The 13,723-nt window shown below is 69.0% G+C and carries 10 protein-coding genes; 6 read left to right on the top strand and 4 right to left on the bottom strand.

Annotated elements, in window-relative coordinates; genetic code table 11:
- Positions 1–32 precede the first annotated feature (32 nt).
- Positions 33–1,562 carry a sigma-54 interaction domain-containing protein gene (locus tag AC1DFC_RS04820; protein ID WP_042674253.1) on the bottom strand — a complete coding sequence of 510 codons (1,530 nt, stop codon included), beginning with the start codon at positions 1,560–1,562 and terminating at the stop codon, positions 33–35.
- Positions 1,563–1,699: 137 nt separating this feature from the next.
- On the opposite strand from AC1DFC_RS04820, the gene AC1DFC_RS04825 reads away from it, so the two are divergent.
- From AC1DFC_RS04825 to AC1DFC_RS04840, 4 genes are read left to right on the top strand one after another with little or no spacing between them, the layout of a single operon-like run.
- Entirely contained in the window at positions 1,700–2,404 is a 705-nt protein-coding gene (locus tag AC1DFC_RS04825; RefSeq protein WP_086012124.1) for a TetR/AcrR family transcriptional regulator, read from the top strand.
- Complete coding sequence (locus tag AC1DFC_RS04830) at positions 2,401–3,894, top strand: efflux transporter outer membrane subunit (RefSeq protein WP_478178731.1); 1,494 nt, start codon at positions 2,401–2,403, stop codon at positions 3,892–3,894. The genes AC1DFC_RS04825 and AC1DFC_RS04830 overlap by 4 nt, the downstream gene beginning before the upstream one ends.
- Positions 3,891–5,081: an efflux RND transporter periplasmic adaptor subunit gene (locus AC1DFC_RS04835; protein ID WP_478178732.1), complete on the top strand. Its 1,191-nt coding sequence runs from the start codon at positions 3,891–3,893 to the stop codon at positions 5,079–5,081. Before AC1DFC_RS04830 ends, AC1DFC_RS04835 begins: the two co-directional genes overlap by 4 nt.
- Before the next feature lie 20 nt (positions 5,082–5,101).
- Positions 5,102–8,218, top strand: coding sequence for an efflux RND transporter permease subunit (locus AC1DFC_RS04840; RefSeq protein WP_413335194.1), 3,117 nt, complete (start codon positions 5,102–5,104; stop codon positions 8,216–8,218).
- A 79-nt stretch (positions 8,219–8,297) separates the two neighbouring features.
- Here the strand turns inward: AC1DFC_RS04840 and AC1DFC_RS04845 are convergent, their stop codons facing one another.
- The 3 genes from AC1DFC_RS04845 to AC1DFC_RS04855 all read right to left on the bottom strand — a co-directional run bounded on the left by AC1DFC_RS04845 (position 8,298) and on the right by AC1DFC_RS04855 (position 11,459).
- Complete coding sequence (locus AC1DFC_RS04845; RefSeq protein WP_007837987.1) at positions 8,298–9,821, bottom strand: tripartite tricarboxylate transporter permease; 1,524 nt, start codon at positions 9,819–9,821, stop codon at positions 8,298–8,300.
- Position 9,822: 1 nt separating this feature from the next.
- Positions 9,823–10,359 (bottom strand): tripartite tricarboxylate transporter TctB family protein, encoded by a 537-nt coding sequence (locus AC1DFC_RS04850; protein ID WP_007837985.1) that lies wholly within the window; start codon positions 10,357–10,359, stop codon positions 9,823–9,825.
- A 140-nt stretch (positions 10,360–10,499) separates the two neighbouring features.
- Positions 10,500–11,459 (bottom strand): tripartite tricarboxylate transporter substrate binding protein, encoded by a 960-nt coding sequence (locus AC1DFC_RS04855; protein ID WP_413335197.1) that lies wholly within the window; start codon positions 11,457–11,459, stop codon positions 10,500–10,502.
- A gap of 136 nt (positions 11,460–11,595) precedes the next feature.
- Between AC1DFC_RS04855 and AC1DFC_RS04860 the strand changes: the two genes are divergently transcribed.
- Positions 11,596–12,279, top strand: coding sequence for a response regulator transcription factor (locus tag AC1DFC_RS04860; protein WP_007836848.1), 684 nt, complete (start codon positions 11,596–11,598; stop codon positions 12,277–12,279).
- Complete coding sequence (locus AC1DFC_RS04865; RefSeq protein ID WP_478178733.1) at positions 12,276–13,706, top strand: sensor histidine kinase; 1,431 nt, start codon at positions 12,276–12,278, stop codon at positions 13,704–13,706. Before AC1DFC_RS04860 ends, AC1DFC_RS04865 begins: the two co-directional genes overlap by 4 nt.
- The last annotated feature ends 17 nt before the right edge of the window (positions 13,707–13,723 follow it).

Consider the following 13,723-nt stretch of genomic DNA (forward strand, 5'->3'; position numbering starts at 1 on the left):
CGCGGCTTATCTGCGCATGGCAGACAGCGGATTCAGGTTGGCTGTTCCTGACTCGTCATCCGCTCATACAAGGTCGCCCGCGAAATCCCGAGCAGCCGCGAGGTCGCCAGCTTGTTCCCGCCCGTCGAAGCCAGCGCTGCCGCGATCGCCTTGCGCTCCAGCTCGGCCACCTGCTGCGCCAGCGGCCGCAGCAACGCCGCTTCTTCATCCGCATCGTGCGCGCTCTGCAAGGTGGCCGGCAACTCGATCTGCTCCAGCCCAGCCTCGCGCAGGATGCGTTCGAGCTGCACGGAATCGATGCGCTGCGAGTCGCTGCGCATGGTCACCTGCTCCAGCACGTTGCGCAGTTCGCGGATGTTGCCGCGCCAGTGCTGGCCCGCGAGCAGCGCGAGCGCGTCGGGCGTGAGTTCGGGTGGCGCCTCGCCGCTGCGCAGCGCCATGTCCTCGCCCAGCGCCTCGACCAGCGCGGGAATGTCCGAGCGCCGCTCGCGCAGCGGCGGCACGCGCAGCGGCAGCACGTTGAGGCGGTAGTAGAGGTCTTCGCGGAACAGCCCCCGCCGCACCAGCTCCGGCAGGTCGCGCGAGGTGGCCGCGATCACGCGGGCATCGAAGGGCACGAGCTTGTTGGAGCCCAACGGCTCGATCTCGCCCTCCTGCAGCGCACGCAGCAGCTTGGCCTGCAGGCCGAGCGGCATGTCGCCGATCTCGTCGAGGAACAGGCTGCCGCCGTCGGCCAGCTTGAACTTGCCCTCGCGCCCCTTGCGGTCGGCGCCGGTGAAGGCGCCGGGTGCGAAACCGAAGAACTCGGCTTCGAGCAGCGTGTCCGGCACGGCCGCGATGTTGACACTGACGAACTGGCCCTTCGCCCGCGCCGACGAGGCATGGATCGCGTGCGCCAGCAGTTCCTTGCCCGTACCGGTTTCTCCCAGCAGCAGCACCGGGCTGGCCGACTGGGCCGCACGGCGCGCATGCCGCTTCACCTCCACCGCCGCCGGGCTGCTGCCGATGAAGCTCGCGAAGGTGTACTTGGAGCGGCGCTGGCCATCGGGCGCATGCTGGTAGAGCGGGTTGTTGCGCTGGCTCGCGAGTTCGCGCCGCGCGTCGTCCAAGTCGCGCTGCAGCAGCGCGAACTTGCTGATGAGCGGCTGCAGCGTGGTCTCGGGCTGGTCGAACAGCACGATGCCGATGGCGCCGATCACCTCGCCCGCCCCGCCCTCGCGCTCCTGGCGCAGCGGGAGGCGGCTGACCACGAAGGTGCCGGCCTTGTTGGTCAGCAGGTCCACGAGGATCGGCTCGCCGGTCTCGAGCACGCGCCGCATCTGGGTGTTGGGAATCACGTCTTCCACCATGTGCCCCAGGAACTGGTCGATGGACGAAAAGCCCAGCGCCGGCAGGAAGCGCCGGTAGCCCTCGTTCACCCACACGATGCGCCCGCTGCTGTCCACCAGGAACATGCCCTGGCTGATGCTTGAAAACAAATGAAACATCGAGCGCGCGGCCAGCGCGAGGATGCCCTCGGCGTCGAGGGGCAGTGTGGGCGGTGCGGTGGGAGCGACAGGCATGGCGGGATCGTAGCGCGCATCAATCGGCAACAAATCCGGCATCAAAGTCCGCGGGGAAATGCCCAGAATCGAAGTTGCAGACAAAAGCCTTCAGCAGCCCTTAAGTAAATCAATCGTTTGATTTCATGCATGGTTTAATGCGGGGCATGAATGCGAGAGACCCGATCACCCAGGCCCCGCGCCGCGCACCGCGCAGCGACGGCGCCGAGGCACGCCACCGGCTGCTCCATACAGCGCTGCGGCTGTTCGCGCAGAAGGGGTTCTCCAAGACCTCCACGCGCGAGATCGCCCGCGAGGCCGGGGTCAACATCTCGGCCATCAGCTACTACTTCGGCGACAAGGAGGGGCTGTACGCGGCCACCTTCAGCGAACCGATGGGCGGCGACTCCAGCGACCTCGTCGCCGCCTGCAACGTGCCCGGCCAGTCGCTCGAAGACACGCTGCGCATCTGCATGGTGTCGATGATCGACCCGCTCAAGCAGGGCGAGATCGTGCGGCAGTGCATCCAGCTGCACATGCGCGAGATGCTGGAGCCGACGAGCCGCTGGGCCGAAGAGCTGGAGCGCGACATCAAGGGTCCGCACCGCGCCATCGCCGACCTGCTGTGCCGCCACCTGAAGGTGGAGCGGGCCGACGACGACATCCACCGCCTGACCTTCGCGATCACCGGGCTGTCGATGCAGCTCTACGTGAGCCAGGATTTCATCGAGGCCATTCGCCCTTCGCTGCTGCGCACACCGCGCGCCATCGACACCTGGGCCGACCGCCTCACGGGCTATGCGCTGGCGCTGGTCGAAGCCGAGGCGGCCCGCCGGAATGCCGAGAGAAAGCTGAAGAAATGAGAAGACTCCGACTGAAACTGATGGCTGCCCTCTGCCTGGGCATCGGCCTGATGGGCTGTTCGCTGACGCGCCCGCCCGCGCAGGTCGAGGCGCCGTTCCCTGCGCAATGGCACGCTCCCCTGCCCCACGGCGGCTCACTGGCATCGCTGGCCGACTGGTGGCGCCAGCTCGACGATCCGCTGTTGGTCGAGCTGATCGCCGCAGCCGAAGCGGCGAGCCCGAACATCGCCAGCGCAGCGGCGCGCGTGGCCGAGGCGCGCTCCACGCGCGTGCAGGCCGGCGCCGCGCTGCTGCCGAGCCTGGACGGCACGGCTTCGGCCAGCCGCGGCACCTCGGGCTTTGCTTCCAGCGGCGGCGGCAGCAACAGCAGCAACCTCTCCGCGAGTACGCCGATCACCACGCTGCAGGCGGGCCTGCAGTCGAAATGGGAGATCGACCTGTTCGGCCGCCTGCGCGCCGACCGCGACGCCGCCGAGGCCAAGCAGAACAGCGCCAACGCCAAGTGGYACGACGCGCGCGTGGCAGTGGCGGCCGAGACGGCCAACGCCTATTTCGCCGAGCGTGCCTGCCAGCAGCAGCTGCGGGTATCCGAATCGGACGCGCGTTCGCGCTCGGAGACGGCGCGGCTCAACGACCTCTCCGCGAAGGCCGGCTTCACCGCACCGGCCGATGCCGCACTGGCCCGCGCCAGCGCCTCCGACGCCTCGGGCCGTCTCACCCAGCAGCGCGCCCAGTGCGCGGTGCAGCGCAAGGCGCTGGTCGCGCTCAGCGGCATCGACGAAACCACGCTCGAACAGAAGCTCGCCGCCGCGCCAGCACAGCGTGCACTGCCAGCCGTGGGCAGCATCGCCAGCGTGCCGGCCGAGGCGATCTCGCAGCGGCCCGACGTGTACGCGGCCGAGCTCGGCGTAGCCTCGGCCAGCGCCGACGTAGGCTCGGCCGAAGCCGAGCGCTACCCGAAGCTCACGCTGTCGGGTTCGATCGGACGCACGCAATATCGCGTCGGCGGCGTGCACCAATCGCTCGAGACCTGGACCGTGGGCCCGCTGTCGCTGACCGTTCCGCTGCTCGACGGCGGCGCGCGCAGGGCCAACACCGACGCCGCCAAGGCGCGCTACGCCGAGGCTGTGTCGCTCTACCGCGCCAACGTGCGGCAGGCCGTGCGCGAGGTCGAGGAGGCGCTGGTCAACCTCGACGCCACCGACGCCCGCACCACCGACGCCGACGCCGCGGTGAAGAACTACCAGGCCTCCTTCGACGCCACGCAGGCCCGCTATAGCAGCGGCCTCGCGAGCCTGTTCGAGCTGGAGGATTCGCGCCGCACGCTGTTCTCCGCGCAGACGGCGCGCGTCTCGCTGCAGCGCGAGCGCACCGAGGCATGGGTTGCGCTGTACCGCTCGATGGGTGGCGGCTGGAGCCGCTCCGCGCCCTCTTCCGAATCGTCCTCAATGACCACCACCCCGGCCACCCAGGTCGCGACGTCGCCATGAAAACAATGAAGCGTTCCACTCTCGTCATCGCGCTGCTCGCGCTGGTCGTCGTCATCGCGGCGATCTTCTTCGTGGCGCGCGGCAAGCCCTCGGACAAGGCGGCCGAGTCCGCCGCCAAGGCAAAGGACGGCGGCTCCGCGCCCAGGCCCGCGCTGACCGTCACCGTCGCCAGGCCGGAGGCCACCGAGCTGATGCTCACGCTCGCAGCCAACGGCAACGTGGCCGCCTGGCAGGAGGCGGTGGTCGGCTCCGAGTCCAACGGCCTGAAGCTGGCCGAGGTGCGCGTGAACGTGGGCGACGTCGTCAAGAAGGGCCAGGTGCTGGCCGTGTTCTCGCCCGAGACGGTGCAGGCCGACATCGCGCAGTCGCGCGCCTCGCTGGCCGAAGCCCGCGCCACCGCGGCCGACGCCGCCGGCAATGCCGCGCGCGCCCGCACGCTGCAGGCCACCGGCGCGCTGAGCCAGCAGCAGATCAACCAGTACCAGACGACCGAGCAGACCGCCAAGGCGCGCGTGGAGGCGGCCGAGGCGGTGCTGGCCGCGCAGCAGGTGCGCGGGCGCAACACACAGGTGCTGGCACCCGACGACGGCGTGATCTCGGCGCGCACCGCCACCGTCGGCAGCGTGGTCGCGGCCGGCACCGAGCTGTTCCGCCTGATCCGCCAGGGCCGGCTCGAATGGCGCGCCGAGGTCACCTCGGCGGAGCTGAGCCGCATCTCGGTCGGCACCACCGCCTTCGTGGTCAGCGCCAGCGGCGCGCAGGTGCGCGGCAAGGTGCGCAGCATTGCGCCCACGGTCGATCCGCAGACGCGCGCGGCGCTGGTGTACGTCGACCTTCCCAACGTGCAGCAGAACACCGGCATCAAGGCGGGCATGTTCGCGCGCGGCGACTTCGAGCTGGGCCGCAGCTCGGCGCCGACGGTGCCGCAGAGCGCCATCGTGCCGCGCGACGGCTTCAACAACGTCTTCCTGCTCAAGCCTGACAACAAGGTGGCGCAGATGAAGGTGCAGATCGGCCGGCGCCTGAACGACCGCATCGAAATCACCAGCGCGCTGCCCGACGGCGCCCAGGTGGTGGTGCAGGGTGCGGGCTTCCTCAACGACGGCGACCTGGTGCGCGTGGTGGATGCGCCCGCGCCCTCCGCGCAGCCGGCCAGGTCGGCGGCCTCCGCCGCCGCGGCCAAGTAAGCAATTCAAAGGACACGCCCATGAACGTTTCCGCCTGGTCCATACGCAACCCGATTCCGGCGGTGATGCTGTTCGTGCTGCTCACCTTCGGGGGGCTGCTGTCGTTCAACGCGATGAAGGTGCAGAACTTTCCGGACATCGACTTGCCGACCGTGACGGTCTCGGCGTCGCTGCCCGGCGCCGCGCCTTCGCAGCTGGAGACCGACGTCGCGCGCAAGCTCGAGAACTCCATCGCCACGGTGCAGGGCCTGAAGCACATCACCACCAAGGTGCAGGACGGCGCCGCCACGCTGATCGTCGAATTCCGCCTCGAGAAGCCGGTACAGGAAGCCGTGGACGACGTGCGCTCCGCGGTGCAGCGCGTGCGCGCCGACCTGCCGGCCGACGTGCGCGACCCGGTCGTCACCAAGCTCGACTTCGCGGCCCAGCCGGTGCTGGCCTTCACCATCGCCTCCTCGGCCATGGACGACGAGGCACTGAGCTGGTTCGTCGACAACGACATCACCAAGAAGCTGCTCGCGCTGCCCGGCGTAGGTGCGGTGAACCGCGTGGGCGGCGTCGCGCGCCAGGTGCACGTCGACCTCGATCCGGGCAAGCTGCAGGCGCTGGGCGCCTCGGCGGCCGACATCTCGCGCCAGTTGCGCCAGGTGCAGACCGAGAGCGCGGGCGGCCGCTTCGACCTGGGTGGCAGCGAGCAGCCCGTTCGCACCATGGCCACGGTGCAGTCGGCCGACCAGCTGGCCGACATGCAGCTCGTGCTGACCGACGGACGGCGCATCCGCCTCGACCAGGTGGCGCGCATCAGCGACACCATCGCCGAGCCGCGCGCGGCCGCGCTGCTCAACGGCAAGCCCGTGGTGGGCTTCGAGGTGGCCCGCAGCCGCGGTGCCAGCGAGGTGGAAGTGGGCCACGCCGTGCAGAAGGCGCTGGCCGACCTGCGTGCGAAGCGGTCCGACATCGAGCTGACCGAGGCATTCAACTTCGTCGATCCGGTGGACGAGGAATACAACGGCTCGCTGCACCTGCTCTACGAAGGGGCCATCCTGGCGGTGGTGGTGGTGTGGCTGTTCCTGCGCGACTGGCGCGCCACGTTCGTGTCGGCCATCGCACTGCCGATGTCGGTGATCCCGGCGTTCATCGGCATGTACCTGCTGGGCTTCTCGGTCAACGTGATCTCGCTGCTGGCGCTGTCGCTGGTGGTCGGCATATTGGTGGACGACGCCATCGTGGAGGTCGAGAACATCGTGCGCCACCTGCGCATGGGCAAGACACCCTATCAGGCGGCCATGGAGGCGGCCGACGAGATCGGCCTGGCCGTGATCGCCACCACCTTCACGCTGATCGCGGTGTTCCTGCCCACGGCCTTCATGAGCGGCGTGGCCGGCAAGTTCTTCAAGCAGTTCGGCTGGACGGCCTCGCTGGCGGTGTTCGCGTCACTGGTGGTGGCGCGCGTGCTCACGCCCATGATGGCGGCCTACATCCTGAAGCCGATCGTCGGCGCTGAGAAGGAGCCGGGCTGGCTGCGCTGGTACATGCGCGCGGTGGAATGGAGCACGCACAACCGCTTCAAGACGATGGTGCTGGCCACCCTCTTCTTCTTCGGTTCGCTGGCGATGATCCCGCTGCTCAAGACCGGCTTCATTCCGGCGGACGACAACTCGCAGACGCAGATCTATCTCTCGCTCGCGCCCGGCTCCACGCTGGCGCAGACCACGGCCGCCGCCGAGGAAACCCGCAACCGCGTGATGAAGATCGACCACGTGAAGAGCGTCTACACCACTGTGGCGGGCGGCAGCGCGGGTGGTGACCCGTTCGCGAACTTCGGCACGCCCGAAACGCGCAAGGCCACGCTCACAATCAAGCTCGATCCGCGCGGCGACCGCCCGCGCAAGCAGGTGATCGAGAACCGGATCCGCGCCGCGCTCGAAACGCTGCCCGGCGTGCGCAGCACCGTGGGCCTGGGCGGCTCGGGCGAGAAGTACATCCTGGCGCTCACGGGCGAAGACCCGGCGGCGCTGGCCAGCGCCGCCAGCGCAGTCGAGAAAGACCTGCGCACCATTCCCGGCCTGGGCAACATCACCTCCACCGCCAGCCTGATCCGCCCCGAGATCGCCGTGCGCCCCGACTTCGCGCGCGCCGCCGACCTGGGCGTGACCAGTTCGGCCATCGCCGAGACGCTGCGCGTGGCCACCCTGGGCGATTACGACCAGGCGCTGGCCAAGCTCAACCTCGCGCAGCGGCAGGTGCCGATCGTGGTGAAGCTGGAAGACTCGGCACGCAAGGACATCGACCTGCTCGGACGCCTCTCGGTGCCCGGCGCGCGCGGGCCCGTGATGCTGAACCAGGTGGCCTCGCTCACCATGGAAGGCGGCCCGGCCGTGATCGACCGCTACGACCGCTCGCGCAACGTGAACTTCGAGATCGAGCTTTCGGGCGTGGGCCTGGGCGACGCCAAGGCCGCGGTGGAAAAGCTGCCCTCGATCCAGAAGCTGCCGGCCGGTGTGCGCGTGACCGAAGTGGGCGACGCCGAGGTGATGACCGAGCTGTTCGCCAGCTTCGGCCTGGCGATGCTCACCGGCGTGCTGTGCATCTACATCGTGCTGGTGCTGCTGTTCAAGGACTTCCTGCATCCGGTGACGATCCTGTGCGCGCTGCCGCTCGCCTTGGGCGGCGCGTTCGTGGGGCTGCTGATCGGGCAGAAGGCGCTGTCGATGCCCTCGCTGATCGGTCTCATCATGCTGATGGGCATTGCCACCAAGAACTCCATCCTGCTGGTGGAGTACGCCATCGTGGCGCGCCGCGACCACGGCATGAGCCGCTGGGACGCGCTGCGCGACGCCTGCCACAAGCGCGCCCGGCCCATCATCATGACCACGCTCGCCATGGGCGCGGGCATGCTGCCGATCGCGGTCGGCTTCGGCGCCGCGGACTCCAGCTTCCGCTCGCCAATGGCGATGGCGGTGATCGGCGGGCTGATCACCTCGACTGTGCTGAGCCTGCTGGTGGTGCCGGCCGTGTTCACCTACGTGGACGACATCGAGCACTGGATCCGGCGCACCGTGCGCAAGCTGCGCGGGCAGCCGGCTGATCCGCACATCGACGACGACCTGGTCGAGACGCCTGCGGCGGGGCGATAAGCCTCACTGCGGCAACAAAAAAAGCTGCGGCATTGCCGCAGCTTTTTTTTGCCCGGGCTCGGGCGAGCCCCGAGGAGCGTCAGGCGTCCAGCTGTGCCAGCCGCTTCAGCTTGCGTTCGCTCATGCGCTTGGCAAGGCGCGGCAGCACCAGCACGGCCACCACGATGACGACCAGCGCGATCGACATCGGGCGCTGGAAGAACACCGACGCACTCCCCTCGCCGATCGACATGGCGTTGCGCAGCTGCGCTTCGGCCAGCGGGCCCAGGATCATGCCGACCACCACGGGCGCGGTCGGGAAGTCGAAGCGGCGCATCACCACGCCCAGCAGGCCGATGGCATACAGCAGGAACAGGTCGAACGCGCTCTGGCGCATGCCGTAGGCACCCACCGTCGCGAAGATCAGGATGCCGGCGTAGAGCTGCGGCTTCGGAATCTTCAGCAGCTTGACCCACAGGCCGACCATCGGCAGGTTCAGCACCAGCAGCATCACGTTGCCGATGTACAGCGATGCGATCAGCGCCCACACCAGCGCAGCGGAGGTGGTGAACAGCTGCGGCCCCGGCTGGATGCCGTAGTTCTGGAACGCACCCAGCAGGATGGCGGTGGTGTTCGAGGTCGGAATGCCCAGCGTGAGCAGCGGGATCAGCGCGGCCGTCACCGTGGCGTTGTTGGCGGCCTCGGGGCCGGCCACGCCTTCGATGGCGCCGGTGGTGCCGAACTCGGCCTTGGCGTCCTTGTCCTTGGCGAGCTTCTTCTCGGTCGCATAGCTCAGGAAAGTCGGGATCTCCGTGCCGCCGGCCGGGATGCAGCCGAACGGCGTGCCGATGGCGGTGCCGCGCAGCCAGGCGGGAATGGAGCGCTTCCAGTCGCGCTTGCTCATGTGCACGCGGCTGAGCTTGTTCTGGCCTTCGACCACGCGGCCTTCGTACAGCACGGCGTACAGCACCTCGGCCACGGCGAACAGGCCCACGGCCACCAGCACGATCTCGATGCCGTCGAGCAGTTCGGGCACGCCACCGGTATAGCGGCCCTGGCCCGAGATCTGGTCAAGGCCGACGCAACCCGCGGCGAGGCCGACGAACAGCGCCGTCATGCCGCGCAGCGTGCTCTTGCCGAGCACCGCGCTTACCGTGGTGAAGGCCAGCAGCATCAACATGAAATACTCGGGCGGCCCGAGCTTGACCGCGAAGTCGGCCACGAAGGGCGCGAACAGCGTGACGATGACGGTGGCGATGGTGCCGGCCACGAACGAGCCGATGGCGGCCGTGGCAAGCGCTGCGCCCGCGCGGCCGCTCTTGGCCATCTTGTTGCCCTCCATCGCCGTCACCATGCTGGCGGTTTCGCCAGGCGTGTTCAGCAGGATGGAGGTGGTCGAGCCGCCGTACATGGCGCCGTAGTAGATGCCCGAGAAGAAGATCATCGAGGCCGTGATGTCGACCTTGCCGGTGATGGGCAGCAGCATGGCCACCGCCACGGCCGGGCCGATGCCGGGCAGCACGCCCACGGCCGTGCCCAGGGCGCAGCCGACCAGGCACCACAGCAGGTTGACGGGGGTGATGGCGGCGGCGAAGCCCGCCATGAGTGCGTTGAAGATATCCATGTCAGATCCACCCGGTGTTGGTGAGGCCAGGCAGGTTGATGGCCAGGAATTGCGTGAACATCCAGAACACCGGGGCCGAGATCAGCGCGCCGGTGACGAAGTCGACGAGCCAGGTGCGCGGCGAGTTGACGCCGCCCTGCCCGCTCGCGCGGCGCAGGCCCTGCACCGCGAGCACGTAGCACATCGTGCAGCTCAAGATGAAGCCGAGCGTGGTGATGAGTGCTGCGTTGAGCAGCAGCCCCGCCGACACCCAGACGAAACCGGGCCAGTAGGCATGCTCGGCGCCAGTAGGCGCGTCGAGCTCGCGGAAGCCGCCGGTGCGCGCCTCCCACAGGATCCAGGCGCCGCACAGCACGAGCACCACGGACACGAGCCAGGGCAGGAAGTTGGGGCCGACGCCGCCATAGCCGGCTTCGGAAGAAATGCCGATCGCGCCGAAGGCCAGCGCGAGGCCGGTCAGCAGCACGCCGGCGCCGACCAGGGTTTGTGGCCACGTGGCCGAGGGTTGCGGCGAGGCCGAGGAGTCTGGAGTTGTCATTTTTTGCTCCCGCAGTCGGGGGGAAGAGAGCCCCTTCGGGGAACACCGAGGAACCGGCTTTGCCGGGCCTCAGGTGTTGCCCCCGGCAGGGGGAAGGCGCGCGCGACACGAAGTGCGCGCAGCCTGGGGGTGAACCTTGTTCAGACCATGCCGGACTTCGCCATGATGGCCCGGAGGCTCGCGAAGTCGTCATCGACGAACTTGGTGAAGGCGTCGCCCGAGAGCACCGCCGGCGTCCAGTCGTTCTTCTTGAGCGACTCGGCCCACGACGGGCTCTTCATCGCGGCCAGCACCATGTCGGTCAGCGCCTTGCGCTGCTCGGCCGAGATGCCGGGCGCGCCGTACACGCCGCGCCAGTTGCCGATCTCGACGTCGATGCCCTGCTCCTTCAGCGTGGGCACATTGATGCCCGGCAGGCGCTGCGCGGAGGTGACGGCAATGGCCTTCATCTTGCCGGCGGCGATGTATTCGGCGAATTCGCTGTAGCCGCTGCCGCCGACGGTGACGTTGCCGCCCAGGACAGCGGCGGTGGCTTCACCGCCGCCACGGAAGGCGACGTAGTTGATCTTGGACGGATCGGCGCCCACCTTCTGCGCGATCATGGCCGCGGCGATGTGCTCGGTGGAGCCGCGCGAACCGCCGCCCCACTTGACGCTGCCCGGGTCCTTCTTGAGCTGGTCGACCACGTCCTTCATGCTCTTGAGCGGCGAGTTGGCCGGCAGCACGAACACGTTGTACTCGGTCGTCAGGCGGGCGATGGGCGTGGCCTGCGACAGGTTGACCGGCGGCTTGCCGGTGATGATGCCGCCCAGCATGACCGAGCCCATGACCATCAGCGCGTTCGCATCGCCCTTGGAGCCGTTCACGAACTGGGCCAGGCCCAGCGCGCCGGCGGCGCCGCCCTTGTTGTCGTAGGTGACGGTGTCGGCCACCTTGGCTTCGGTCATGGCCTTGCCCAGTGCGCGGCCGGTGGTGTCCCAGCCGCCGCCGGGGTTGGCGGGAATCATCATCTTGACGTTGGCGGCCGCCAGGGCCGACAGTGGCAGGGCACCGGTGGCGGCCAGCGCGGCCAATGACTTCAGAAAGGTGTCGCGACGCATGCGTGTCTCCTGGAATTGGAAGGAACTTGAAAGGAAGCTGACTTTTAGCTGAGCGCTATCATGCGCCGCCCCGCTGTCAGTTGGCTGTCCGCCAGACTGGGGAAAACACCAAAGTACCCATCCCTGCCGCCACCGTATGAAGCTGCTGCTGGTCGAAGACGATCCCTCGATGCAAATCACCCTGCAGCGCACCCTCGGGCGCCGCCGGATCGATGTGCGCGTCTGCGGCGACGGGGCAGAGGCCGTCGCCCAGTGGCGCGCCATCGAGCCCGACGTGGTCGCCCTCGACCTGAGCCTGCCCAACCTCGACGGCCTGCAGGTGCTGGCCCAGGCCCGCGCCGAAGGCTTGCGCACGCCGGTGCTGCTGCTGACCGCGCGCGGCACGGTCGGCGACCGCATCGTCGGCCTCAACGCCGGCGCCGACGACTACCTGCCCAAGCCCTTCGACCTCGACGAGCTGGAAGCCCGCATCCGCGCGCTGCGCCGGCGCAGCCACGGCGTCGCGGGGCAGGACGCCGGACTCAACCCGCAGGAGATCGGCGGGCTGCGCTTCGAGCCCGACAACGGCGCCATCTACAACCGCGCCGAGCTGCTCGAACTCACACCGCGCGAGCTGGCGCTGCTGAAGGCGCTGATGATGAAGCCGGGCCACGCCGTGACCAAGGAGCGCCTGTTCGAGCTGGTGTTTCCGGGCGAGGCCGACGTGCAGTACGAAGCCATCGAGGTGGTGGTGTACCGCCTGCGCAAGAAGCTCGTGGGCACCGGCGCCGTGCTGATGACCATGCGCGGGCTGGGCTACCTGCTGCGCCCGGAAACATGACCCGCGTTTCCTCGCTTCGCGCGCGGCTGCTGCTCGGCATCCTCGCGCCGATTGCGGTGTTCATCGTGATCAACAGCGTGAGCCTGTACCGCCAGAGCCTCGCGGCCGCCACCACGGCCTACGACCGCACATTGCTCGCGTCCGCCAAGACCATCGGCGAACAGCTCGACGTGGAGGGCTACGAAGACATGGCGCGGCTGCGGGCCATCGTGCCCTACTCCGCACTGGAGGCCTTCGAGGCCGACAACCGCAGCCGGCTGTTCTACCGAGTCTCGGCGCTCGACGGCAAGCTGATCTCGGGCTTTGCGGAACTGCCCTTCTGGCGCGGCCGCATTCCGGACCGCGGCGCGTATGCGGCGCTGGTCGACTTCTACGACGCGCAATTCCGCAACCAGCCGGTGCGGGTCGCCGTGCTGCTGCAGCCGGTGGCGAGCGCCACCGGCCGCGGCATGGCCGTGGTGCAGGTGGCCGAGACGCTGGAGCTGCGCGAAACCCTGGTGCGCAAGCTGCTGCTCGACATGCTGTGGCGCCAGCTGCTGCTGATGGGCGTGATCGCGCTGGTCACGGTGTTCGTCGTGCAGCGCGCCACGCGGCCGGTGCGCGAGCTGGGCGAAGCCATCGAGAAGCGCCCGGCCGACGACCTCTCGCCCATCGACGCGCCCGATGCCCCGCGCGAGCTGCGCCCGCTGATCGACGCCACCACGCAAGTGATGGGCCGGCTGCAGCGGCTGCTCGACCACCAGAAGCGCTTCGTGCGCGACAGCGCCCACCAGCTGCGCACGCCGCTGGCCGTGCTGAAGGCCCAGGTGCAGTCGGCGCGGCGCGGCGACGTCGCTCCCGAGCAGGCGTTCGGCGAGATCAGCCACACGGTGGAGCGTGCGACCACGCTTGCCAACCAGATGCTGTCGCTTGCCAAGGTGGAGCAGCTGCGCCAGCAGCCGGAATCGGTGACGCTCGACTTCGGCGAGGTGGCGCGGCAGATCGCGCTCGACCTGTCGCCGCTGGTGGCCGACAAGGCGCTCGACTTCGAGCTCGCCATCGACGAGCCAGTGCCGGTGCGCGCCCACCACTGGATGCTGCAGGAACTCACGCGCAACCTGCTGCACAACGCGATCAGGCAGAGCCCCGTGGGCGCTGCACTGTCGGTCTCGGTGCGCGCCGAGGGCGAGGACGCGGTGCTCACCGTGCGCGATTGCGGCCCCGGCATCTCGTCCGAGCTGCGGCAGCGCCTGTTCGCGCCCTTCTCCGCCGGCAGCGCGTCGAGCGGCTCGGGGCTGGGCCTGGCGATCTGCCGCGAGATCGTGCTGGCGCTCGGCGGACGCATCAGCCTCGACAACCGCAGCGAGCCGGACGCGCAGAGCGGGGCCGAACAGGTGATCGGGCTGGACGCGGTCGTGCATCTGCCGCTGTCGGGGCACAATTCCTGACACCCACTCTTCGACAT

This window comes from Variovorax sp. 10L421, assembly GCF_056395365.1.

Bases quoted from the DNA above. Each gene is read 5' to 3' on its own strand.
- AC1DFC_RS04820 (WP_042674253.1), bottom strand. From the start codon at position 1,562: ATGCCTGTCGCTCCCACCGCACCGCCCACACTGCCCCTCGACGCCGAG.
- AC1DFC_RS04825 (WP_086012124.1), top strand. From the start codon at position 1,700: ATGCGGGGCATGAATGCGAGAGACCCGATCACCCAGGCCCCGCGCCGC.
- AC1DFC_RS04835 (WP_478178732.1), top strand. From the start codon at position 3,891: ATGAAAACAATGAAGCGTTCCACTCTCGTCATCGCGCTGCTCGCGCTG.
- AC1DFC_RS04840 (WP_413335194.1), top strand. From the start codon at position 5,102: ATGAACGTTTCCGCCTGGTCCATACGCAACCCGATTCCGGCGGTGATG.
- AC1DFC_RS04845 (WP_007837987.1), bottom strand. From the start codon at position 9,821: ATGGATATCTTCAACGCACTCATGGCGGGCTTCGCCGCCGCCATCACC.
- AC1DFC_RS04850 (WP_007837985.1), bottom strand. From the start codon at position 10,359: ATGACAACTCCAGACTCCTCGGCCTCGCCGCAACCCTCGGCCACGTGG.
- AC1DFC_RS04855 (WP_413335197.1), bottom strand. From the start codon at position 11,459: ATGCGTCGCGACACCTTTCTGAAGTCATTGGCCGCGCTGGCCGCCACC.
- AC1DFC_RS04860 (WP_007836848.1), top strand. From the start codon at position 11,596: ATGAAGCTGCTGCTGGTCGAAGACGATCCCTCGATGCAAATCACCCTG.
- AC1DFC_RS04865 (WP_478178733.1), top strand. From the start codon at position 12,276: ATGACCCGCGTTTCCTCGCTTCGCGCGCGGCTGCTGCTCGGCATCCTC.